This is a genomic window from Kitasatospora sp. NEAU-69 (assembly GCF_057158765.1).
Window position 1 is genome coordinate 184486 of the sequence record NZ_JBWXUE010000014.1, and the last position, 22304, is coordinate 206789.

The following is a 22304-nucleotide window of genomic DNA, read 5'->3' on the forward strand; positions in this document are numbered from 1 at the left end:
GGCGGGCCTGTCGAGGCGTCAGGATGAAGCCATGAACAGCGCACTGATCGTCATCGACGTCCAGAACTCCTTCCTCCAGCTGCCGAACTGGGCCGCCATCTCGAACCCCGATATCGTCGGCCAGGTGAACCGACTGGTGGACGCCACCCGAGCCGCCGGCGACCTGGTCGTCTGGGTGCTGCACAGCGAGCCGGGCAGCGGCAACGTCTTCGACCCGGAGCTCGGCCACGTCCGGCTGATGGACGGGCTGGCGCCGGCGGCGGGCGAGCCCGTGCTGACCAAGAGCTCGCACAACGCGTTCACCACCACCAACTTGCAGCAGCAGCTGACCGAGCGCGGGATCCGCGAGCTGGTGATCAGCGGGATCCGGACCGAGCAGTGCTGCGAGACGACCACCCGGGTCGGCTCGGACCTCGGCTACGGCGTCACCTTCGTCACCGACGCGACCGCGACCAGCCCGATCGAGCACCGGGACGCGCCCGAAGGCCGCACCCTGGCCGAGATCCTGGCCGACCCGCGGACCCTGGGGACGGACGAGATCATCGCCCGCACCGAGTACGCGCTGGCCGGGCGCTTCGCCCGCATCGCCACCGTCAAGGAGCTGACCGGATCGTGACGCAGGTCGTCTTCCTGCTGGTGCCGACGCTGCATCTGCTGGACCTTGCCGGGCCGGCCCAGGTCTTCTCGACCGCGGCCGACCTGGGCCTCGGCTACCGGATCAGCTACGTGGCCGAGCAGGAGGACGTCCCGACCGCCCAGGGCCTCGCGCTGCGGGCGGCCACCGACTGGCCCGAACTGACGCCGCAGGACCTGGTCGTCGTGCCGGGCTGGCGGACTCCGGCGCCGCTGACCAGCGTCGCGCTCGGCCGGCCGACGCTGCGCCGGCTGGTCGAGCACCACGCGGCGGGCGGCACCGTCGCCAGCATCTGCGCGGGCGCCGACGCGCTCGGCCTGGCCGGGCTGCTGGACGGGCGCCGCTGCACCACCCACCACGACGTGCAGGAGGCGCTCGCCGCCCGCTATCCGAAGGCGACCGTGGTGCGCGACGTGCTGTACGTGGTCGACGAGCGGGTGGTCACCTCGGCCGGCATCGCCAGCGGCATCGACCTCGCGCTGCACCTGCTCGCGACCCGGCACGGGCCCTCGGCCGCCGCCCGGGTGGCCCGGGACATGGTGGTCTACGCCCGCCGCAACGGTGACGAGCAGCAGGCCAGCGCGATGCTCCGGCACCGCGCCCACCTGGTGGACGCGGTGCACCGGGTGCAGGACCTGATCGACGCCGAGTTCGGCAGCGCGCTGCGGCTGGCCGAGCTCGCCGGCGTCGCCGGGGTGAGCGAACGGACGCTCACCCGCCGCTTCGCCGAGGCCACCGGGCTGACCCCGCTGCGCTACCAGCACGAGCTGCGCCTGGAACGGGCCGAGTACCTGATCGCGCACGGTGCGACGGTCGAGTCGGCCGCCCACTCGGTCGGCTTCCAGGACGCGCGGATGCTGCGCCGGCTGCGGGCGGCCGCCCGGGGCGAGAGCCCCCTGAGCACCGCGAGCACCCTGAGTACCGGCCACTGAGCTGCCGGCCCGCTCAGCCCTGCGCGCGTAGCCCGTCCAAAACGATCGCCCGCACCCGGCCCGCAGCTTCCGGGTGGCCGGCCAGGTGCTCCAGCATCCGGAAGCTGCCGACCAGGACGGCGGTCAGCTCCGGCAGCCCGATGTCCGGGCGCACCGCTCCGGCCCGCTGGGCCGCGCCGAGCAGGTCCGCCATCGCCTCGCGGACCAGCGAGCCGGGCTCCGAAGTGGCGGCCCGGACATCGACACCGGCGTCCGCCAGCGCCGTCGCGTACGCGTTCTTCGCCGAGGACTGCTCGACCACCAGGTCGAAGAAGGCAAAGAACGCCTCGTCGGGCGCGCGCTCGGCCGCCAGCAGCCGGGCCGCCTCGGCCAGCCCCTCCAGCCGGCGCACCAGCACCGCCTCCAGCAGCGCCTCCTTGGTCGGGAAGTGCCGGAAGACGGTCGCGATGCCGACGTTCGCGGCCTTGGCGATCTCCTCGGTCGAGGCGGCCGCCCCCTGCTCGGTGAAGACCTCCTCCGCGACCTCCAGCAGCCGGGCCCGGTTGCGCCGCGCGTCCGCCCGCATCGGCCGGGGCTTCGGGGCGGCCGTCACGCCGGGCGCCGGGTCGGACGGGTGCTGCTGCTGCGTCATGTCATCCTCGCGCATGCCTCGACAAACGGAGTCGTCTATCCGTATCGTCTTAAACGGAGTTGCTTATCCGATTGTAGGCAGCGCATCCCATGGAGGACACCCATGTCTGCTTCAGCCACCCCCACCGAGGTCTTCGAGCGGTTCATCGGCCACCTGACGGCCAAGGAGTGGAACGAGCTCTTCGCGCTCTACGCCGAGGACGTCGTGGTCGAGATCCCGTTCTCCCCGATGCCGCCGCGCCGCTTCGAGGGCCGGGACGTGCTGGGAGCGCGACTCAGCGACCGCAGGGCCTCGGACGGCGTCGAGCTGCGGGCGGAGAACGTCCGGATCCACCGGAGCGAGGACCCCGAGGTGGTGATCGCCGAGTTCGACTACCAGGGCCACGACCCCGCCACCGGCCGGGACTTCCGGGTCTCCAACATCCAGGTCATGCGGGTGCGCGACGGCCTGATCGTGGAGAGCCGCGACTACCACGACCACCTCGCGTTCGCGGTGGCCCGCGACCAGGGCGAGCAGCTGCTGGCAGCCGTCACCGAGCAGGCGCAGGCCGTCCCGGCAGAGTGACCGATCAGTAACCGATGCGTACAGATGGCCGCGTACCGGACTCCACAGCGCACCCCCTCCTCATATGATCGGAGCGACATGCGCCATGCTGGGTGAGGAAGAACACGGTTTCTCCGGCACCCGAGCTCGGAGAAGCACCAGCACGTGAGCCGCCCGTGGCGCCGCCTCGGACGGCCGAGAAGGAGGAAGCACGTGGACGACGTTCTGCGGCGCGCCGCGCTCTTCGCGGCTCTCGACGACGAACAGGCCGGCGAGCTGCGCGCTTCCATGACCGAGGTGACGCTCGCCCGTGGCGAGTCGCTCTTCCACGAGGGCGACCCGGGCGACCGGCTCTACGTCGTCGCCGAGGGCAAGGTGAAGCTGCACCGCGCCTCGCCGGACGGTCGCGAGAACATGCTCGCGGTGCTCGGCCCCAGCGAGATGATCGGTGAGCTCTCGCTCTTCGACCCCGGACCGCGCACCGCCACCGCGAGCGCGCTGACCGAGGTCAAGCTGCTCGGCCTCGGCCACGGCGACCTGCAGCCCTGGCTGCACGCCCGCCCCGAGGTCTCGATCGCACTGCTGCGCGCCATCGCCCGCCGGCTGCGGCGGACCAACGACGTGATGAGCGACCTGGTCTTCTCGGACGTGCCGGGCCGCGTCGCCAAGGCGCTGCTCGACCTCTCGCGCCGGTTCGGCGTGCAGTCCGAGGAGGGCATCCACGTCGCGCACGACCTCACCCAGGAGGAGCTGGCCCAGCTGGTCGGCGCCTCGCGGGAGACCGTCAACAAGGCGCTGGCCGACTTCGCCGGCCGTGGCTGGCTGAAGCTGGAGGCCCGCGCGGTCGTCCTGATGGACGTCGAGCGGCTCTCCCGCCGCTCGCGCTGAGCCACCTGCTCCCATCTGAGGCATACGGAAGGCCACGGACTCGTCGTCGGACGCGTCCGTGGCCTTCCGTGTGCCTCAGACCGGGTGCCTCAGATGAGTCCGTGGTCCTCCAGGTACTGCAGCTGCGCCCGAACCGAGAGCTCGGCGGCCGGCCAGAGCGCCCGGTCGACGTCCGCGTAGACCCGGGCCACCACCTGTTCGGCGCTCCGGTAGCCGGCCTCCACCGCCGTCTCCACCTGGGCCAGCCGGGCGGCCCGGTGCGCCAGGTAGTAGTCCACGCTGCCCAAGGCGTCCGCCAGCACCGGGCCGTGCCCGGGCAGCACGGTGTTCACACCGTGCTCGGTGGCCAGCCGGCGCAGCCGGCGCAGCGAGTCGAGGTAGTCGCCAAGGACCCCGTCGGGGTGGGCCACCATCGTGGTGCCGCGGCCGAGCACCGTGTCACCGGTCAGGATCGCGCCGTCGCCCGGCAGGTGGAAGGTGAGCGAGTCCGCCGTGTGCCCCGGCGTGGCCACCACCCGCACCTCCAGCCCGCCGACCTCGATCACCTGGCCGCCGTGCAGCCCCTCCTCGCCGAGCCGCAGCGCCGGATCCAGCGCCCGCACCTGAGTGCGGGTCAGCTCGGCGAACCGGGCCGCGCCCTCGGCGTGGTCGTGGTGGCCGTGGGTGAGCAGGGTCAGCGCGATCCGCTTGCCCTGCTGATCGGCGGCGGCGATCACCGCGCGCAGATGGCCCTCGTCCAGCGGCCCGGGGTCGACGACCACCGCGAGCTCGGAGCCCGGCTCGGAGAGCAGCCAGGTGTTGGTGCCGTCCAGCGTCATCGGGGACGGGTTCGGGGCGAGCACGCAGAGCGCGCGCGGGGTGGCGGCCCCGCCGACCGTGTCGGCGGGGTTACCGGGCAGCAGGCCAGTCACGGATATCCCTTGCGGCGTGAGGTCCGGCGCTAGATCCGGCCGCCCTCGGCGAAACGGTTCAGCGCGCGGGGATCGAGGCTGCGGACCAGGGCCCGCGGGGCGCGGTCGGCCCAGGCCGCCTGGTCGTCGCAGCAGAGCGAGCGGGCCGGCGAGCGGCGCGCCTCCAGACTGCGGGCGGGGAGATCGCGCACGACACGGCGAGCCACGTCATTGTGGGTCATCGGCAGGGGGTCCTTCCTCGGGAAAGCGGCCATCGATGGTCAGCTCTTCATACCCGGACCATCGGACGGTCATTCGATCACCCGTCACTTCGGCCTCGCCGAGCACGGGAGTCAACGTGCGCCGCTCGGACGCCACGAGCGCCTCGCCCGCCGTCCGGACCGGCAGCAGCTCGCGGAGCACCGAGACGGTCGGCGGCAGCATCCCGTACCGGCCGTCGGCGTGCCCCTGGACGGCCTCGGCGGGGGTCAGCCAGGCCACTCGGTCCGCCTCGCCGACCTCGCGCGCGGCCTGCTGGCCGGGCGGCATCGCGGCGACGAAGAACCAGGTGTCGTAGCGCCGCTCCTCGAAGGCGGGGGTGATCCAGCGGGCCCAGCCGCCGAGCAGATCGGTGCGCAGCACCAGCCGGTGCTCGCGGCAGAACTCGGCGAACGAGAGCTCGTGCGCCTCCAGCGCGGCCCGCTCGGCGGTCCAGTCGCGCTCGGGCGCGACCGTGTCGGCGTCGGGACCGGCCAGCAGCACGCCGGCCTCCTCGAAGGTCTCGCGGACCGCCGCGCAGACCACTGCCTGCGCCGTCGCGCGGTCCACCCCGAGCCGGGCGGCCCACTGCTCCGGGCTCGGCCCGGCCCAGCCGGGTGCGAGCTCGGCGTCGCGCGGGTCCACTCCGCCACCCGGATAGGCGTACATGCCGGCGGCAAAGGCCATCGAGGTGCGCCGGCGCAGCAGGTAGGCCTGCGGACCCTCGGGCGTGTCGCGCAGCAGCACCACGGTGGCCGAGGCCCTGGGCACCGGCGGCGTCAGCTCGCCGGCCGCCAGCGCCCGGATCCGGGCCGGCCAGCCGGGCGGCATCGGGTGCGCTGTTGATCGAAGCGGGTTCGCGGCCATGCCCGGATGCTATGCACCCGGGCATGGCGCTGAGAAGCCCCGACCGGGGCCGACCTGTCCTGACCCCTGTCCTGACCTGTCCTGATCCGACCGCAGCTCAGCCGCAGGCCGGTCAGTGACCGCAGGCGCGTCAGTCGCGGACGCGGACCTGGATCTCGACCTCGACCGGCGCGTCCAGCGGCAGCACCGCGACGCCGACCGCGCTGCGGGCGTGCACGCCGGCCTCGCCGAGCGCCTTGCCGAGCAGCTCGCTGGCACCGTTGATCACACCGGGCTGGCCGGTGAAGTCGGGGGCGGAGGCGACGAAGCCGACCACCTTCACGACCTGCTCGATCCGGTCCAGGTCACCGATCACCGACTTCACGGCGGCCAGCGCGTTCAGCGCACAGATCTGCGCGAGCTCCTTGGCCTCCTCGGCGGTGACCTCGGCGCCCACCTTGCCGGTGTGCTGGAGCTTGCCGGCCACCATCGGCAGCTGGCCGGAGGTGAAGACGAACTCGCCGGAGCGGATCGCCGGAACGTACGCGGCGACCGGGGCGGCCACCTCCGGAACGGTCAGGCCCAGCTCGGCCAGCCTGCTCTCGACCTTGCCCATCAGCCCTTCTCCCGCTTCAGGTAGGCCACCAGCTGCTCGGGGTTGTTCGGCCCGGGCACGACCTGGACCAGCTCCCAGCCGTCCTCGCCCCAGGTGTCCAGGATCTGCTTGGTCGCGTGCACGAGCAGCGGCACCGTTACGTATTCCCACTTGGTCATGGGGGTGACTCTAGACGGTCGGCGGGCGGCGGCGGCCGATGTGAGGTGGGACACAAAGCGGGCAAGAATGCCCACCGGCAGCCGGATGCTCCGGGCATCGGGAGCGGCCGCTGGTTACGCTCGCGAGGAGGGACCCTTGAGCGGAGGGAGACGGAGCGTGGCAAGCAGGCAGCAGCCGCCCGCAGGTACCGACGCGGATACCGGCGCCGACGCGGATGCCGACACAGGCGCGGAGGCCGGCGCCGACGCGGACGCGGACGCCGACACCGGTACGGACTGGGAAGGCGTCCGGCTGCACGTGGTGAGCGGCAAGGGCGGCACCGGCAAGACCACCCTGGCGGCCGCCCTCGCGCTGGCACTGGCCGCCGAGGGGCGCCGCACCCTGCTGATCGAGGTCGAGGGGCGGCAGGGCATCGCCGAGCTCTTCGGGCTCGCCGCGTTGCCGTACGAGGAGCGCAAGGTGGCCACCGTCTCGCCCGCCAAGCTCGGCCGGCCGGGCAGCGAGGTCGGCGAGGTCTTCGCGCTCGCCATCGACCCCGAGCAGGCGCTGCTCGAGTACCTGGACATGTTCTACAAGCTCGGCCGGGCCGGGAAGGCGCTGCAGAAGGTCGGCTTCGTCGACTTCGCCACCACCGTCGCGCCGGGCGTGCGCGATGTGCTGCTCACCGGCAAGGCCTGCGAGGCGGCCCGGCGCAAGGGCCCGGACGGGCGCCGCGCGTACGACGCGGTGGTGATGGACGCGCCGCCGACCGGGCGCCTCACCAGGTTCCTGAACGTCAACTCCGAGGTGGCCGGGCTGGCCAGGTTCGGCCCGATACACAGCCAGGCACAGGCGGTGATGGGGGTGCTGAAGTCGCCGGAGACGGCGGTCCACCTCGTCACACTGCTGGAGGAGATGCCGGTCCAGGAGACGATGGACGGCTTCGCCGAGCTGCGCGCGGCCGCGCTGCCGGCCGGCGGCGTGCTGGTCAACATGGTGCGTCCGCCGGTGCTGGACGCGGCCGCGGTCGCGGCGGCCGACGGCGACCACCGCGAGGAGGTCGCGCAGGCCCTGGTGGAGGCCGGGCTGGGCGGGCGCTCGCGGACCGCGGCGACCCGGCGGGCGGCGGTGGACCCGCTGCTGGACCCGCTGCTCGCGCAGGCCCGCGAGCACGCCGAGCGGGTCGCGCTGGAGCGTGAGCAGCGGGCCGAACTGGCCGCGCTGAAGCTCCCGACGTACGAGCTGCCGCTGCTCAGCGGGGGCGTGGACCTGGGCGGGCTGTACCGGCTGGCCGGAGAGCTGAAGACGCAGGGGGCGGCATGAGTACCGGCAGCGGCAACACCGGCGGCAGCCGCAAGGTCAGCGGCGCCGGGAACGGCACCGGCACTGGCACTGGCACCGCGCGAGTGCTCGACGTGGACCGGCTGATCGACGACCCGGGCACCCGGATCATCGTCTGCTGCGGCTCCGGCGGGGTCGGCAAGACCACCACCGCCGCGGCGATCGGTCTGCGGGCCGCCGAGCGCGGCCGGCGCACCGTCGTCCTGACCATCGACCCGGCCCGCCGGCTGGCCCAGTCGATGGGCCTGACCGAGCTGGACAACACCCCGCGCCCGGTCAAGGGCGCGGCCGGCCCCGACGGCCCCGGCGAACTGCACGCCATGATGCTCGACATGAAGCGGACCTTCGACGAGGTCGTGCTGGCCCACGCGGAGCCCGAGCGGGCCCGGGCGATCCTGGAGAACCCGTTCTACCAGTCGCTCTCGGCCGGTTTCGCGGGCACCCAGGAGTACATGGCGATGGAGAAGCTCGGCCAGCTGCGAGCCGCCGGCGAGTGGGACCTGATCGTGGTGGACACTCCGCCGTCCCGCTCCGCGCTGGACTTCCTCGACGCACCGGGCCGACTCGGCTCGTTCCTGGACGGCCGGATCATCCGGGTCCTGATGACGCCGGCCAAGGTCGGCGGGCGCAGCGCGATGAAGTTCCTCAACGTCGGCATGGGCCTGCTCACCGGCACGCTCGGCAAGATCTTCGGCGCCCAGCTGCTGACCGACCTGCAGACCTTCGTCGCCGCGATGGACTCGATGTTCGGCGGCTTCCGGGAGCGGGCCGACCGGACGTACCAGCTGCTCAAGGCCGAGGGCACCGCGTTCCTGGTGGTCGCCGCCCCGGAGCGGGACGCGCTGCGCGAGGCCGCGTACTTCGTGGACCGACTGGCCGCGGACCAGATGCCGCTGGCCGGACTGGTGCTCAACCGGGTGCACACGACCGGCGCGCCCCAGCTCAGCGCGGAGCGGGCCCAGGCGGCGGCGCAGGCGCTGGAGGAGAACGGCGCGGAGCGTGCGCCGCGGCAGGCAGCCGCCGAGTCACTGGCCGCCGGGCTGCTCCGGCTTCACGCCGAGCGGGTCGAGGTGATGGCCCGTGAGCAGCGCACCCGGGACAGGTTTGTCTCGGTCTATCCCGATGTGTCAATGGTGGAGGTCCCGGCGCTGGCCGGAGATGTGCACGACCTGGATGGTCTTCGTACGATCGGCCGCCAACTGGCCGGCGACGCCGGCTGAACGGCATTGATTGAACGGCATCGGCTGAACAGCACCGGCTGAACGACATCGACCGAGTGGCACCGATCCCCCGCTCGGTGACACTGCGTCAGCTTTCAGCAGTCGGGCGGCGCACCATCGCGGCGGTCGCCCCCGCCATCCGACGCGATGGTCAGCCCGCCTGCGCGTAGTCCACCAGGATCACTCCGTCGGCCAGCGACTCCTCGTACTCGGTACGAGCGGTCTCCAGCAGCCGGCGCCACGACATCACCGTCGGCCGGCGGCGCAGCAGCGCACGGCGCTCGCGCTCGGTCATCCCACCCCAGACCCCGAACTCCACCCTGTTGTCCAGCGCGTCCGCCAGGCACTCGGTGCGCACGGGACACCCGCTGCACACGGCCTTTGCCCGGTTCTGCGCCGCCCCCTGGACGAACAGTTCGTCCGGATCGCTCGTGCGGCAGGCGGCCTGCGCGCTCCAGTCATCTACCCAGCCCATCCCGGCGCCGTCCTCTCCCGAATAATCGAGGCTCCCCCACGGCGGCAACGGCATATTCACCGTTGCCAGTTGAGGACGTTACGGAAGAATCGCGGAGCGCAACAGCCCCTTGGGGTCCAATCTCGAATGACCCAATCGGACTATGGGTGCCGGTCAGATCACTCGTTGGAGTGATCGCAGGTCGAGGGCCTTGCGGGCACCCCGATCGCCCCTTTTCGTCACGCTCTGCCACGACGCCCGCGGTGAACCAGCGCGCAGGTCGGGCCGCACTACGACGCCAGCCGCCTCATACACCGTCAATTCGGACAACTCTCAACACTCACAAGAGTCTCGACGATGCACAGAGCGAAGCTGTCGCAAGCTTGTGACAAGCGTAGGCGAACACCTGCCCTCATGGGCCAGAATTGGCAACGTAGAGTTCGCCCTATGGCACCGAAGCGCTCCTCAGCAGCCCAGCGCACCCGCCGACGGCGCACCTCTCCCCTGGAGTTGGCCGGACACGGGGTGAAGTTCCTGGGCGTCAGCATCCTCTCCGGCTTCCTGCTGGCGGGCCTAGCGCTGCCGGCAGTCGGCGCGATCGGCCTTGGCGCCAAGAACGGCGTCGAGAGCTTCGACAGCATCCCGGATGACTTCAAGGCACCGCCGCTCTCCCAGGCGTCGTTCATCTACGACGACAAGGGCAACCAGATCGCCAAGATCTACGCCCGGGACCGTACGGTGCTGACCCAGGATCAGATGTCTCCGCTCACCCGCGAGGCCCAGGTCGACATCGAGGACGCCCGCTTCTACCAGCACGGCGCGATCGACCCCAAGGGCATCGCCCGCGCGATCGGCAAGAACGCCTCCTCCGGCGACGCCTCGCAGGGTGCCTCGACACTGACCCAGCAGTACGTGAAGAACGTCTTCATCGAGGAGGCCGGCGACGACCAGGCGGCCTTCCAGGCGGCCACCCAGAAGAGCCTGGGCCGCAAGATCAAGGAACTGAAGTACGCGATCAAGCTGGAGGAGGAGCTGCCCAAGTCGCAGATCCTCACCAACTACCTGAACATCACGTTCTTCGGCCACCAGGCGTACGGCGTCGAGGCCGCCTCGCAGCGCTACTTCGGCAAGAGCAACAAGGACCTCACCGTCGCGCAGGCCGCGATGCTGGCCGGTCTGGTGCAGAACCCGACCGCGTACGACCCGATACTGCACCCGAAGGCCGCGCAGAACCGCCGGGACACCGTCATCAACAAGATGCTGGAGTTCAAGCACATCACGCCGCAGCAGGCGAAGGACGCGCTGGCCAGCCCGCTCGGCCTGAACTACCAGGAGCCGCAGAACGGCTGCATCACGGCCCAGAACGGCATGGGCTTCTTCTGCGACTACGTCCGCCGGGTGGTCGAGGACGACCCGACCTTCGGTGCGTCCAGCGCCGAGCGCAACAAGCTCTGGACCCAGGGCGGCCTGCAGATCCACACCACCATCGACCCGGACAAGCAGGCTGCGGCGAACGCGGCGGTCACCCAGAAGGTCAAGGTGACCGACTCGGTCTCGGCCGCCATGACCATGGAACAGCCCGGCACCGGGCAGATCCTGGCGATGGCCCAGACCCGCCCGTACGGCCTGGACGACTCCCAGCACCAGACGGTCGTCAACCTGAACGTCGACGCCTCGATGGGCGGTGGCAACGGCTTCCAGCCCGGCTCGACGTTCAAGGCGATCGTGGCGGCCGCGGCGATCGAGGGCGGCAAGGACATCGGCCAGGTCTACCCGGCACCGCCCAAGATCGCGTACCCGGACATGTCCACCTGCGCCGGCACCTGGAAGAACACGGCCCACTCCACCGTCGGCAACGACAGCCCCAGCGAGTCCGGTCCGTACCAGATGACCACGGCGATGGCGATGTCCATCAACACCTACTTCATCCAGATGGCGCAGGACATCGGCCTCTGCCCGATCAAGCAGATGGCCAACAAGCTCGGCATCAAGACCAAGGCGAGCGGCCAGCCGCTCGACGAGGTCCCGGCCATCGCGCTCGGTGGCGAGGAGATGAGCCCGCTCGACATGGCCGGCGTCTACGCCACCTTCGCCTCGCGCGGCATCCACTGCGACCCGATCGTGATCACCGGCATCACCGGCATGGACGGCAAGAAGCTCGCCGTTCCGCAGGGCAACTGCAACCAGGTGATACTGCAGAGCACCGCCGACTCGGTCAACACGCTGCTCGCCGGCGTGACCGAGACCGGTGGCACCGGCGCCGACCTGGGCCTGCCGGACGGCCGTCCGATCGCCGGTAAGACCGGTACCACCGACGAGCGCCGGGCCGCCTGGTTCGACGGCTACACCCCCGACCTGGTCGGCGTGGTCTGGCTCGGCGGCCCGAGCGGCGGCGTCAAGATGGACCAGAACATCGTGATCGGCGGCCACTCCTTCTACCCGGACGGCGTCTACGGCGCCACCGGCCCCGGCCCGATCTGGAAGCAGGCGATGGGCCAGGCGCTCAGCAGCACGCCGCAGAGCCAGTTCACGCTCGTCCCGCTGCCCGCCCCGCTGCCGGCGCCGAGCTCGTCGCCGTCGCCCGGCGACCCGAACAACCCGAGCGCACCGGCCACGCAGCCCGGCCAGACGGCCACCAACGCGGGCCTGCTCACCCCGGTCACCCCGGCGCCGGCCCCGATCCTGCCGCCCGGCGGGACCATTGGCGGCGGCTTCACGCTGCCGCCCGGCTCGATCGGCGGCGCGGGCGGTGGCGGCGGACAGCCGCCGGCCCCCAGGAAGCCCGGCCACCACTGAGCCGAGCTGAGCTGAGCTGAACAAGGCGAGGGCCCCACGACCTGTCCATCAGGTCGTGGGGCCCTCGCCGTTCCCAGCTCTTACTTCCCGGCTCTTACTTCCCGCTTCCCGGCTCTTACTTCCCGGTCAGCGCGGCCTTGACCACGGCGGCCACCCGGCCGCCGTCGGCCACACCCTCGGTCTGCGGCTTGACGATCTTCATCACGGCGCCCATGCCCTGCGGCCCGCTCGCCCCGCTCTGCTCGACCGCGGCCGCGACGATGGCCGTCAGCTCCTCGTCGGTCAGCTGCTTCGGCAGGTACTCCGCGAGCACCGCGCCCTCCGCCTGCTCCCGCTCCGCCGACTCCGTCCGGCCGGCATCGGCGAAGGCCGTCGCGGCCTCCCGGCGCTTCTTCGTCTCGCGCTGCAGCACCTGCAGCACCTCGTCGTCGGAGAGCTCGCGCTTCTCCTTGCCGGCCACCTCTGCGCTGGTGACGGCGGAGAGGGTCAGTCGGAGCGTGGAGGAGCGCAGTTCGTCCCGGGCCTTGATCGCGGCCGTCAGGTCTTCCCGCAGCCGCTCCTTGAGCGTAGTCATGTCGTATTCATATGCGCCCGCAGCCGATAACGGCAACCGGATTGCTCCCTCCCCACCCCCTCCTCATCCCCTCTTCCCATCCCTCTCCCTACCTCCACCCCCATCTCTGTACCTGACTCTGTACCCGACGAGGTGTCAGCGGCATCGCAGACCCGGTTCACCCGGGCGGGGCAGGTCTGCGACCATGGACCGATGCGAAAGCTGTACTCCGTCCCGCTCGCCATCGCCGCCACCGGCGCCGCCGGCCTCGCCTACTCCGCGGGGTACGAGGTCCGCTCGTTCCGCCTGCGCCGGGTCGAGGTCCCCGTGCTGCCGCACGGCGCCCGACCCATGCGGGTGCTCCAGGTCTCGGACATCCACATGGTCACCGGGCAGCGGAAGAAGCAGCGCTGGCTGCAGAGCCTCGCCGGGCTGCGCCCCGACCTGGTGGTCAACACCGGCGACAACCTCTCCGACCCGCTCGGCGTGCCCGCCACGCTGGACGCGCTCGGCCCGCTGATGGAGTTCCCCGGCGCCTACGTCTTCGGCTCCAACGACTATTACGGCCCGGCCCGCAAGAGCCCGACCCGCTACCTGAAGGCACTGAGCAGCGGCAACCACGGCCTCAACAACGCCGACGGCACCGGCCGGGCCGGCATCACCGGCGCGGTCCACAACCCGTGGGAGAAGCTGCGCGACGGCTTCGACGCGGCCGGCTGGCTCGACCTCACCAACGCCCGCGGCCGCCTCGCCCTCGGCGGACTCGACCTCGAGTTCACCGGCCTGGACGACCCGCACATCCGCCGCGACCGCTACACCCAGGTCTCCGGCGGCCCCTCCGCCGACGCCGACCTCTCGATCGCCGTCGTCCACGCCCCCTACCTACGCAGCCTCGACGCCTTCACCGCCGACGGCTACCCCCTGGTCCTGGCCGGCCACACCCACGGCGGCCAGCTCTGCGTCCCCTTCTACGGCGCCCTGGTCACCAACTGCGACCTGGACGCCAAGCGGGTCAAGGGCCTCTCCACCCACCGCGCCGGCGGCCGCCAGTCCTACCTCCACGTCTCCGCCGGCTGCGGCACCAACCGCTACACCCCCGTCCGCTTCGCCTGCCCTCCCGAGGCCACCCTGATGACCCTGGTGCCACGCCCCCGGTAACCGGATTTCGTCTCCCGACCTGCATGGGATAGAGTTCTACTCGTCGCCAGGGAGACCGCAAGGAAGCCCAAAGCGACAAGAGAAAGACCGGGGTGTGGCGCAGCTTGGTAGCGCGCTTCGTTCGGGACGAAGAGGCCGTGGGTTCAAATCCCGCCACCCCGACCCAGTAGTACGAGTCAGGGCCCTATCGGAGAGATCCGGTAGGGCCCTGATTCGTTGTGCGTGACTGCCGAGTGACTGTCCCTCAGTGCCGGGCCGAACAGTTCGTCCATCTGTCGAGCCCGCATACGACGGCGCAGTTGACCGTGGTTCAGCGATCGCCGCTCTTGGGCTCCAGGTCGCCGATCACTCCGAGTCGGATGCCGAACCACGGATAGGTGAGGTTGAAGAACACGTTGTCCTGAGGCTGGAGTCCGACCGCGGAGGGCCACATCTGAAACGCGCCGGCGTTGGACACCCCGCCGTGCGCGCGGCGCCAGATCCGTGCGGAGTCGCCTCCGGTCGGGGGCGGCGTGATCGTGTCGGTCCACTCGACGGCGTTGCCGCCCTGGTCGAGGGTGCCCCACGGTGAGGTGGTCCTCGCCTGGCCGACCGTACTGAGGCTGCCCTGGTAAAGGCTGGCATAGCTGACAGGATCGAGCCCGAACGGGTTGACGGTGGCGCAGACATCGGGCTGCACCTCGCCCGGGCACCAGTTCGGCGCCGGCTGGCCGGTGGCGTGGTACGAGGCGAGGGGCTGGGTCGCCGCGTTGACGACATCGCCGGTGGTGGGGTTGAGGACCGTGGGGGCGGGGGCGGTCGCGTCGCCATCGCCGAAGACTCCCGGATTGGTCGGGTACTTCCAGTAGGAGTAGGTGCCGCCGCCGTTCGGGTCGTAGTAGGCCGCCTTGATCCACTCGTCCTGGCTCGGTACGACGAAGCCGGCGTCATGAGCTCGGGTCGCGTCCGGCCGGGCGAGGTCGTACATCCCGCGCTCGGTCTGTGGCGACAGTTCGACCTGGTACGTGACGTAGTTGAAGCCGTTGCCGCTGCTGTCCTGCTTGGAGATCAGTCGGCCGTTGTAGAGCGAGTTGACGAAGCGTGCGGCCTTCAGGAAGTTCGCGAAGCCGTACGGCTTGTCCGCCCATTCCGGATACGCCACGGAGTAGTGGCAGCCGTCGCCGGCGTCGGCGGAGAAGTTGACCGAGCCGTACTTCGGCCACGCCGACGAGCTCTCGGTCCTGTCGTAGAGGCCGTGGGGGTCACGGCCCGCAGGGTCAACCGTGTTCAGGAAGGCCACCCACTCGCCGACCGTGACCTCCAACTGCCCGATCTCGTAAGGATCGCGGACGGCGCCGACCATCAGACAGTCGCTCGATGCGGGCGGGGCGTCGGCGCACGTGCGGTAGACGGCATCCGTGAACGGGACGACGCCCACCGCGGGGTTGCCGGGCGCACCGACCTTGGCGGTCGTCACGGTGATGACCGCGCCCCCACCGTGGGGGGCATGGTCGGCTGAACGCGATCCGGCGACAGCGGCACTCGAACCGAGCATCGCGTGCGAGGTGAGCAGCACCGACACTCCGCAGGCAGCCAGGATGGCCCTGCTGAGACGAGTGCGGCTGAAGACGACGTGCATGGGCAACCCTTTCGGCCCTTGCGGCTCGCCCGTGGCCGCAAGCGGCGCGGAGCGGCCCGACGATCACGACAGCGGGTAACCACAAGCTACCCCTTCTGTTACTCTCCGCACTTGCGACATGGCGGAACCTGGGCTTCAAGCCACGTCAGCCATTCGCCGGTACAGCAGCGAAGTACCGCAACCGGGGCGTCCAGCAGTGGCCCTCGATACACCTGGAACCACCGATGAACTGCGCAAATGACCTCATCGACCGCCCCGCCCGTGATTCGGGACGAAGAGGCCGTGGGTTCAAATCCCGCCACCCCGACCCAGTCCAGAGGGCCAGTCAGAGAAATCTGACTGGCCCTCTGGCGTTTCTGCCGGCAGGCACGACAGCCGAGGCAACCGCTACCGGCCTGTCAGCTCGGCTTCCGGTCAGGGGGTGGGCCGGTCAGGGGTGGGCGGGGTCCAGTCGGTGGGGAGGCCGGACTGGGTGAGGACGGCGGTGAGGCTGTAGTAGTCCTGGTCGCAGGTGATCCGTCCGCGGTGGTCGAGGTCGAGGAGGGTGGCCATCGGCACGGCGAAGGGCTGGGGTGCGCCCTTGAGGTGGCCTGCGTAGACGGCCTCGACGGTGATGCGGTCGCGGTCGCGGTGGACGGCGCGCACGGTGACGTGGACGTTGTCGATGAGGCTGTCGGCGCGGGCCTTCCAGTCGGCGATCTGCTGGTGGCCGTGGAAGGTGACGCCCACGGCTTGGTCGATGTAGGTGCCGTCGGCGGCGAACAGGGCGCCGAGTGCCTGGGGGTCGGTGCCGTTCCAGGCGGCGGCCCAGTCGGTGACGATCGGCGCGGTCGTGGCATGGGGCGAGCTGGACTTCATGGTGACGTTCCTTCGGGTGGTGGTGCGTTGAGGGGATCTGCGGGGAGTCAGGGAGTCAGGGAGTCAGGACGACCTTGCCGGTGACGGTGCCGGACTCGGCCAGGCGCAGGGCCTCGGCGGCTCGGGCGAGCGGCAGGGCGGCGGCGATGCGGGCGGTGACGTCGCCGCGGCTCAGGGCGGCGAAGACCTCGGTGAGGTCGGCCCGGAGCCGGGCCCGGAAGCGGGCCTTGCTCAGTGCCCGGCCGGCCCAGATGTTGTAGAAGTGGGCGCTGCGCCCGTTGGGCAGGGTGTTCCACAGCATGGTGCGGGCGAGGATCTTCAGGACGGGCCACTGCTTGGAGCCGGTGTCGTCGCGGGTGGAGGCGCTGCCGTAGGCGATGAGGGCGCCGCCGGGGGCGAGCAGGTGCCAGGAGTCGATGACGCTCCGGCCGCCGAGGTGGTCGAAGACGGCGTCCACTCCACCGGGTGCCAGCTCGCGGACCCTGGCGGGCACGTCGTCGGCGCGGTAGTCGAGCGGGATGACGCCCAGCTCGCGCAGGGCGTCGTGGTGGCGGGCGGAGGCCGTGCCGATCACCTGCGCACCGGCCGCGCGGGCGAGTTGGACCAGGACGGAGCCCACGCCACCGCTGGCGCCGTGCACCAGGACGGTCTGCCCCGCACGGACCCGGGCCCTGCGGTGGAGCATCTGCCAGGCGGTGATGCCGTTGACCACGACGGTCTCGGCCTCGGCCGCCGTGAGGCCATCCGGCACCGGCACGGCGTCGGCGGCGTCGAGCGCCACGTGGCTGGCCCACCCACCGACCTTCACCAGCGCGGCCACCCGCCGGCCGGTCAGGCCCGGATCGACGCCCTCGCCGGTGGCCAGCACCCGGCCCACCAGGTCGTAGCCGGGCACGAACGGGTACGCAGGCTGGTCGTAGTACCGCCCGCGGCGCATCTGCTGCTCGGCGAACGAGACGCCGGTCGCCTCCATGGCGACCACGATCTGACCCGGACCGGCGTCCGGTACGGCCGTCTCGCGGATCTGCAGGCCCTCCGGGGCCACGATGCCCGGCAGCACGACCTCGGTGCGACGCTCGCTGACCATGACCTTCTCCTCTCGGTAGATGCTCTCGCGTTGGTTAGACGTTATAACGGCATGAGAGTGAGAGTCAAGAACGCCAGTGATAGCCTCTAACCAGATGGTTGCTTCAGCCCCGAGAGCAGGAGACAGGCCGTGACGGAGCCGGACACGAGGACCCCGAGAGAGCGGTACCGCACCCAGGTGCGGGAGGAGATCAAGCAGCACGCCCGGCAGCAGATCGCCACCGCCGGTGCCTCCGCCCTGTCCCTCAACGCCATCGCCAAGCAGATGGGCATGAGCGGACCGGCCCTCTACCGGTACTTCGCCAACCGCGACGAGCTGATCACCGAGCTCGTGAAGGACGCCTACCGCAGCCTGGCCGACAGCTTCCAGGCCCGCGCCGAGGGCGGTGCCGACCTCGCCGGGCTGGCCGACGCCCTGCGCCGGTGGGCTCTGGAGGACCCGCAGCGGTACTTCCTCGTCTACGGCACCCCCGTGCCCGGATACCAGGCGCCCGAGGACACCACGCGCATCGCCTCCGAGATCATGGCCCACCTCCTCGACGCCTGCACCGCCGAGCAGTCGCCTGTCGAGCAGGCGACCCCGCTCGAGACCCACGTCGCCGAGCACCTCGCCGAGCACCGTGCCTGGGCCGGCGAGCACCCGGCGCCACCGTCAGCGCTCCGCCGCGCCCTCGCCTTCTGGACCCGCCTGCACGGCGTGCTCTCCCTCGAACTCGCCGGCCACTTCACCGGTATGGGGTTCGATCCCGCCCAGCTCTACACCGACGAAGCGCAGACCCTCACGGACCGCTGACGACACACCGGGCCCTGCCGGTGCCGTTCACAGGTCGCGGCGGCGCAGGACGACCGCGGCGAGGGTCACCGTGACGAGTGGCCAGGCCGCGAGGACGGTCCACGCCCCGGCGACCGTCGCCGGGTAGTGGATGCCCGGGGGGAAGCCGAGTTCGTCGAGGCGGAAGAGGCGCTGCCACGCGTTGTAGGGCATCGCGTGCTCGACGGCGGCGGTCCAGCGGTTCCGCTCGTTGAAGAACGTCGGCAGCAGGAGGAGCAGCGCAGCGACTGTGATCATGGTGGTCGCGGTGTGCCGGATCAGGCTGCCGAGTCCCATGCCGATGAGCGCGCAGACCGGTGCGAGCAGCGGGGATGCCACGAGGCCGCGCAGCGCGCCGGGATGGCCGATCGACAGATGGACGTGCCGGCCGGACAGGACGGCCTGGGCCGCGGCGAACGAGGACACGGCGATGACCAGGCCGTAGGCGAAGGTGGCGGCCGCGACGACGGCGGTCTTGGCTGCCAGCACCGCGCCACGGTCGGGGACGGCCGCGAACGTCGTGCGCGCCAGTCCGCTGGAGTACTCGCTGACCACCGTGACGGCTCCGATGCTGCCGGAGAGCAGCATCAGGACCATGGCGGCGGTGGGATGGAAGGCGTCCAGGTATCCGTCCGCCGGATAGGCGGCACGCAGCTTCGGGGAGTAGCCCGGCCAGTTGTCGTAGTCGGCGACGGCGCCGTTCAGGTTGAAGAGGATGACGGCCAGCGCGCTGAGCCCGATCGTCCAGCGGATCGAGCGCAGCGACCAGAGCTTGATCCACTCGGCGGCGAGGAGGTCGCTGAAGCGGGCACGGGGTGAAGGCGAAGGTGTGAGGGCGGGGGCGGTCATCGGTGGTCTCCACTGAGGTGGTCGGGGCTGAGGTGGTCGGGGCTGAGGTGGTCGGCGCTGAGGTAGTCGGCGCGTTCGGTGGTGAGTGCCATGAACGCCTCCTCGAGGGAGGCGCTGCGGGTGGCCAACTCGCTGAGCGGGATGCGGTGCCGGAAGGCGATCTCGCCGATGCGGGCCGCGTCGAGCCCGGTCACGGTGAGCGTCTCGTGGCCGTCCGGCCGCGCCGTCGCGCCCGCGCCGGTCAGCAGCGCCGCCAGCGCAGCGGCCTCGGGCGTGCGGACGCTGACGCTCAGGCAGGTGCTGCGGGCCGCGAATTCGGCCAGGGTCTCGTCGGCGATCAGCTCGCCGCGCCCGATGACCACGAGGCGGTCGGCGGTGTGCTCCATCTCGCTCATCAGATGGCTGGAGACGAAGACGGTGCGCCCTTCGGCGGCCAGCCGCCGGAAGAGGCCGCGCACCCACCGGACGCCCTCCGGGTCAAGGCCGTTGAGCGGCTCGTCGAAGATCAGCACCGGCGGATCACCGAGCAGCGCGGTCGCGATGCCGAGCCGCTGCTTCATGCCGAGCGAGAACCCGCCGATGCGGCGCTGGGCCACCTCGGCCAGCCCCACCTCCCGCAGGACCTCGCCCACCCGGCCGCGCGGAACACCGTTGCTGCGGGCCAGGGCGGACAGGTGCGCCACCGCGCTGCGCCCGCCGTGCACGTCGCCCGCGTCGAGCAGCGCGCCGACGTGGCGCAGCCCACGCGGAAGGTCCCGGAACCGGCGTCCGCCGACGGTGACGGTTCCGCTGGTCGGGTCGTTCAGCCCGAGGATCATCCGCAGCGTGGTGCTCTTGCCGGCCCCGTTCGGGCCGAGGAACCCGGTGACGTGCCCGGGGCGCACGGTGAACGTCAGGCCGTTCACGGCAACGGTCCTGCCGTACCGCTTCGTCAGTTCGTTGAGTTCGATCACCCGGCCAACGGTGCCGCGACCCGCCCCCGCGCGTCGTCAGACCAGCACCGGTAAGCACCGGGGCGGCCGTACGACCGTGGTCTGACGCGGCGTCGGCGAGCACGTGGCTACGATCGGCCCATGTACGCCACGCCGAGCCTTCCCCTGCTGAAGCGCGTGCCGGCCGGCGCCTGGACGGCCCTGACCTGGTGCTCGGTCGTGGTGTACCTGTACGTCAGGTACACCAGGCTGCCCGGTGCGGCGCGGCCGATCGCCGTGCCCAGGCCCGGTGCGAGCGGCTCGGACGTGGACTGGGCGGTCATGGCGGCGGCCACCGCCATGACCCTGGCCGGCTGCGGTCTGGTGCGCCGCAGGTGGCTGCCGGCCTTCGGCCTGCTGCTCGCGGGTTCGGTCACCGCCTCGATGGCGCTGGGCATGGCGCAGATACCGCCGCCACTGTTCGCGGCCGTCGATGTCGCCCTGTGCGTCATCGCGGCCGGGCAGCCGCGCCGGACCTCGATCGCCGCCGCCGTCATGGCGCTCGGTACGCCGGTCGGCTACCTGAGCGCACGGCTGCTGTCCGGTCACACCCCCGGCCACACCCTCGGCCACTCCCTCGGCGCCTCCCTCGGCGCCTCGTCGGCGCCGGCCGCCGCCCTCACGGTCGTCGTCGCCTGGCTGATCGGCCATTCGACGCGTCAGGCCCGTGACTACGCCGCTGACCTGGGCACCCGGGCCGCGGCCCAGGCGGTCACCAGTGAACGGCTCCGGATCTCGCGCGAGCTCCACGACATGGTCGCGCACAGCGTCGGCGTCATGGCCCTCCAGGCGGGCGCCGCACGCATGGTCATCGACGTCGAACCGGCGGCGGCCCGGGACGCGCTGGGCGCCATAGAGAGCACCGGGCGGGAGACACTGTCCGGACTGCGCCGGGTGCTCGGGGCGCTCCGCCAGACCGAGCCCGGCCGGTCGGCGGACCCGACGCCGACGCCACTGGCACCGACGCCGGGTCTGGCGGACGTCGAGCGGTTGGCCGCGACGACGACGGCCGCCGGCGTCCGGGTCGATGTGCGGTGGCGGGGCGAGCGGCGTCCGCTGCCGCCGGAGATCGACCTGTCGGCCTTCCGCATCATCCAGGAGTCGGTCAGTAACGTGGTCCGGCACGCAGGTGCCGGCTCCTGCCAGGTGTTCATCGACTGCCGGGCGGAGGAGCTGGCCATCGAGGTCATCGACAGTGGCCCAGGGCCCGGCCTCGGCGCTGGTCCTGGCCACGGCCCCGGCCAGGGGACCACCACGGGCGGCGGCTACGGCCTGGTCGGGATGCGCGAGCGGGCGGCCCTGCTGCACGGGCAGTTCTCCGCCGCGCCGCGCCCCGAGGGCGGGTTCTGCGTCACGGCCCGCCTCCCGCTGCCGACCCGCCTCCCGACAGCGGCAGCACTCCGATGACGGTGCGCATCGTCCTCGCCGACGACCAGCAGCTGATTCGCGCCGCGCTGCGGATGGCCGCCCTCGCCAGCCCCGACATCGAGGTGGTCGGCGAGGCCGAAACCGGCACGCAGGCCGTGCGGCTGACCGAGGAGCTGCTCCCCGACGTCGTCCTGATGGACATCCGGATGCCCGGCATGGACGGCATCGAGGCCACCCGGCTGATCACCGCCGGCTGCAGCAGCGCACGCGTCCTGGTGCTGACCACCTTCGACGACGACGACCACGTCTACGCCGCGCTGCGCTCCGGCGCCAGCGGGTTCCTCGTCAAGGACATGGCGCTGGAGGAGATCCTCGCGGCCGTCCGCGTGGTGGCCGCCGGTGACGCGCTGATCGCGCCCGGCGTCACCCGCCGCCTGATCCGGGAGTTCGCCGGCCGGCCCGAACCCACCCCGCCGCCGAGGCCGGTCGAGGGCATCACCGGACGGGAACGCGAGATCCTCACCCTGGTCGGGCGGGGCCTGTCCAACACCGAGATCGCCACCGACCTGTTCATCAGCGTGGCGACCGTCAAGACCCACGTGACGCGGCTGCTCGCCAAACTGGACGCCCGCGACCGGGTCCAGCTCGTCATCATCGCCTACGAGACGGGCCTGGTGTCGGTGCCGCGATGAGCACCGGCTGACTCGCCCTCAGCCGGCGACGGCGCATCAACGGAATTTGGGGGTGCCGCCGTCACACGATGTGCCCGGCAGGGTGGCTCCTACCTGTTTGGCCGTATGTCGTGCGGGTGGCAGTGGGGCGGGACGACCTAGCGTCGATCAGAC

The 22304-nt window shown here is 71.6% G+C and carries 24 protein-coding genes and 1 tRNA gene; 12 read left to right on the forward strand and 13 right to left on the reverse strand.

All coding sequences use genetic code 11. The features are described from left to right. Positions 1-31: 31 nt before the first annotated feature. Positions 32-616 carry a cysteine hydrolase family protein gene (locus AC060L_RS18515; protein WP_483799887.1) on the forward strand — a complete coding sequence of 195 codons (585 nt, stop codon included), beginning with the start codon at positions 32-34 and terminating at the stop codon, positions 614-616. Beyond that, the gene (locus AC060L_RS18520) at positions 613-1566 is read left to right on the forward strand and encodes a GlxA family transcriptional regulator (RefSeq protein WP_483799888.1); all 954 of its coding nucleotides are present in this window, start codon (positions 613-615) and stop codon (positions 1564-1566) included. Before AC060L_RS18515 ends, AC060L_RS18520 begins: the two co-directional genes overlap by 4 nt. A gap of 13 nt (positions 1567-1579) precedes the next feature. Here AC060L_RS18520 and AC060L_RS18525 read toward each other — a convergent pair whose 3' ends face one another. Beyond that, positions 1580-2197 carry a TetR/AcrR family transcriptional regulator gene (locus tag AC060L_RS18525; RefSeq protein WP_483799889.1) on the reverse strand — a complete coding sequence of 206 codons (618 nt, stop codon included), beginning with the start codon at positions 2195-2197 and terminating at the stop codon, positions 1580-1582. A gap of 102 nt (positions 2198-2299) precedes the next feature. Between AC060L_RS18525 and AC060L_RS18530 the strand changes: the two genes are divergently transcribed. Together AC060L_RS18530 and AC060L_RS18535 are read left to right on the forward strand one after the other, a co-directional pair. Continuing rightward, entirely contained in the window at positions 2300-2761 is a 462-nt protein-coding gene (locus AC060L_RS18530; RefSeq protein ID WP_483799890.1) for a nuclear transport factor 2 family protein, read from the forward strand. Positions 2762-2953: 192 nt separating this feature from the next. Next, entirely contained in the window at positions 2954-3628 is a 675-nt protein-coding gene (locus tag AC060L_RS18535; RefSeq protein WP_030240972.1) for a Crp/Fnr family transcriptional regulator, read from the forward strand. 89 nt (positions 3629-3717) lie between these two features. Here the strand turns inward: AC060L_RS18535 and AC060L_RS18540 are convergent, their stop codons facing one another. The 5 genes from AC060L_RS18540 to sp36 form a co-directional block, all read right to left on the reverse strand. Then, positions 3718-4545 (reverse strand): MBL fold metallo-hydrolase, encoded by an 828-nt coding sequence (locus AC060L_RS18540; RefSeq protein ID WP_483799932.1) that lies wholly within the window; start codon positions 4543-4545, stop codon positions 3718-3720. 23 nt (positions 4546-4568) lie between these two features. Continuing rightward, positions 4569-4760, reverse strand: a complete 192-nt coding sequence (locus AC060L_RS18545) for a hypothetical protein (RefSeq protein ID WP_483799891.1) — start codon at positions 4758-4760, stop codon at positions 4569-4571. Next, positions 4747-5643 (reverse strand): NUDIX hydrolase, encoded by an 897-nt coding sequence (locus tag AC060L_RS18550; protein WP_483799892.1) that lies wholly within the window; start codon positions 5641-5643, stop codon positions 4747-4749. The genes AC060L_RS18545 and AC060L_RS18550 overlap by 14 nt, the downstream gene beginning before the upstream one ends. 130 nt (positions 5644-5773) lie before the next feature. Beyond that, positions 5774-6238 carry a RidA family protein gene (locus AC060L_RS18555; RefSeq protein ID WP_483799893.1) on the reverse strand — a complete coding sequence of 155 codons (465 nt, stop codon included), beginning with the start codon at positions 6236-6238 and terminating at the stop codon, positions 5774-5776. Continuing rightward, the gene (gene sp36 / locus AC060L_RS18560; protein WP_253802345.1) at positions 6238-6396 is read right to left on the reverse strand and encodes a Sp36 family protein; all 159 of its coding nucleotides are present in this window, start codon (positions 6394-6396) and stop codon (positions 6238-6240) included. Before sp36 ends, AC060L_RS18555 begins: the two co-directional genes overlap by 1 nt. Positions 6397-6688: 292 nt before the next feature. Between sp36 and bagA the strand changes: the two genes are divergently transcribed. Together bagA and bagB are read left to right on the forward strand one after the other, a co-directional pair. After that, on the forward strand, positions 6689-7699 hold the full coding sequence (bagA, locus tag AC060L_RS18565; RefSeq protein WP_483799933.1) for an ATPase BagA: 1011 nt from the start codon (positions 6689-6691) through the stop codon (positions 7697-7699). Beyond that, positions 7696-8937, forward strand: coding sequence for an ATPase BagB (gene bagB / locus AC060L_RS18570; protein ID WP_483799894.1), 1242 nt, complete (start codon positions 7696-7698; stop codon positions 8935-8937). The genes bagA and bagB overlap by 4 nt, the downstream gene beginning before the upstream one ends. 151 nt (positions 8938-9088) lie before the next feature. Here the strand turns inward: bagB and AC060L_RS18575 are convergent, their stop codons facing one another. Beyond that, on the reverse strand, positions 9089-9412 hold the full coding sequence (locus tag AC060L_RS18575; protein ID WP_483799895.1) for a WhiB family transcriptional regulator: 324 nt from the start codon (positions 9410-9412) through the stop codon (positions 9089-9091). Between the two features lie 426 nt (positions 9413-9838). On the opposite strand from AC060L_RS18575, the gene AC060L_RS18580 reads away from it, so the two are divergent. Then, positions 9839-12187 carry a transglycosylase domain-containing protein gene (locus AC060L_RS18580; RefSeq protein WP_483799896.1) on the forward strand — a complete coding sequence of 783 codons (2349 nt, stop codon included), beginning with the start codon at positions 9839-9841 and terminating at the stop codon, positions 12185-12187. 115 nt (positions 12188-12302) lie between these two features. On the opposite strand, the gene AC060L_RS18585 is transcribed toward AC060L_RS18580, so the two are convergent. Continuing rightward, positions 12303-12761: a GatB/YqeY domain-containing protein gene (locus AC060L_RS18585; protein WP_483799897.1), complete on the reverse strand. Its 459-nt coding sequence runs from the start codon at positions 12759-12761 to the stop codon at positions 12303-12305. A gap of 192 nt (positions 12762-12953) precedes the next feature. Here AC060L_RS18585 and AC060L_RS18590 point away from each other — a divergent pair, with 192 nt between their 5' ends. Beyond that, positions 12954-13898 (forward strand): metallophosphoesterase, encoded by a 945-nt coding sequence (locus AC060L_RS18590; protein ID WP_483799898.1) that lies wholly within the window; start codon positions 12954-12956, stop codon positions 13896-13898. Positions 13899-13986: 88 nt separating this feature from the next. After that, positions 13987-14060, forward strand: a tRNA-Pro gene (locus AC060L_RS18595). Between the two features lie 148 nt (positions 14061-14208). On the opposite strand, the gene AC060L_RS18600 is transcribed toward AC060L_RS18595, so the two are convergent. The 3 genes from AC060L_RS18600 to AC060L_RS18610 all read right to left on the reverse strand — a co-directional run bounded on the left by AC060L_RS18600 (position 14209) and on the right by AC060L_RS18610 (position 17461). After that, positions 14209-15354, reverse strand: coding sequence for a hypothetical protein (locus AC060L_RS18600; RefSeq protein ID WP_483799899.1), 1146 nt, complete (start codon positions 15352-15354; stop codon positions 14209-14211). A gap of 576 nt (positions 15355-15930) precedes the next feature. Then, complete coding sequence (locus AC060L_RS18605; protein WP_483799900.1) at positions 15931-16374, reverse strand: nuclear transport factor 2 family protein; 444 nt, start codon at positions 16372-16374, stop codon at positions 15931-15933. 55 nt (positions 16375-16429) lie between these two features. Further along, on the reverse strand, positions 16430-17461 hold the full coding sequence (locus AC060L_RS18610; RefSeq protein WP_483799901.1) for a medium chain dehydrogenase/reductase family protein: 1032 nt from the start codon (positions 17459-17461) through the stop codon (positions 16430-16432). A 129-nt stretch (positions 17462-17590) separates the two neighbouring features. Between AC060L_RS18610 and AC060L_RS18615 the strand changes: the two genes are divergently transcribed. Next, entirely contained in the window at positions 17591-18253 is a 663-nt protein-coding gene (locus AC060L_RS18615; protein ID WP_483799902.1) for a TetR/AcrR family transcriptional regulator, read from the forward strand. A gap of 27 nt (positions 18254-18280) precedes the next feature. Here the strand turns inward: AC060L_RS18615 and AC060L_RS18620 are convergent, their stop codons facing one another. Together AC060L_RS18620 and AC060L_RS18625 are read right to left on the reverse strand one after the other, a co-directional pair. After that, positions 18281-19120: an ABC transporter permease gene (locus AC060L_RS18620; RefSeq protein ID WP_483799903.1), complete on the reverse strand. Its 840-nt coding sequence runs from the start codon at positions 19118-19120 to the stop codon at positions 18281-18283. Further along, positions 19117-20073, reverse strand: a complete 957-nt coding sequence (locus tag AC060L_RS18625) for an ABC transporter ATP-binding protein (RefSeq protein WP_483799904.1) — start codon at positions 20071-20073, stop codon at positions 19117-19119. Before AC060L_RS18625 ends, AC060L_RS18620 begins: the two co-directional genes overlap by 4 nt. A 120-nt stretch (positions 20074-20193) precedes the next feature. Here AC060L_RS18625 and AC060L_RS18630 point away from each other — a divergent pair, with 120 nt between their 5' ends. Together AC060L_RS18630 and AC060L_RS18635 are read left to right on the forward strand one after the other, a co-directional pair. Beyond that, entirely contained in the window at positions 20194-21498 is a 1305-nt protein-coding gene (locus AC060L_RS18630; RefSeq protein WP_483799905.1) for a sensor histidine kinase, read from the forward strand. Beyond that, positions 21495-22151, forward strand: coding sequence for a response regulator (locus AC060L_RS18635; protein WP_483799906.1), 657 nt, complete (start codon positions 21495-21497; stop codon positions 22149-22151). Before AC060L_RS18630 ends, AC060L_RS18635 begins: the two co-directional genes overlap by 4 nt. The last annotated feature ends 153 nt before the right edge of the window (positions 22152-22304 follow it).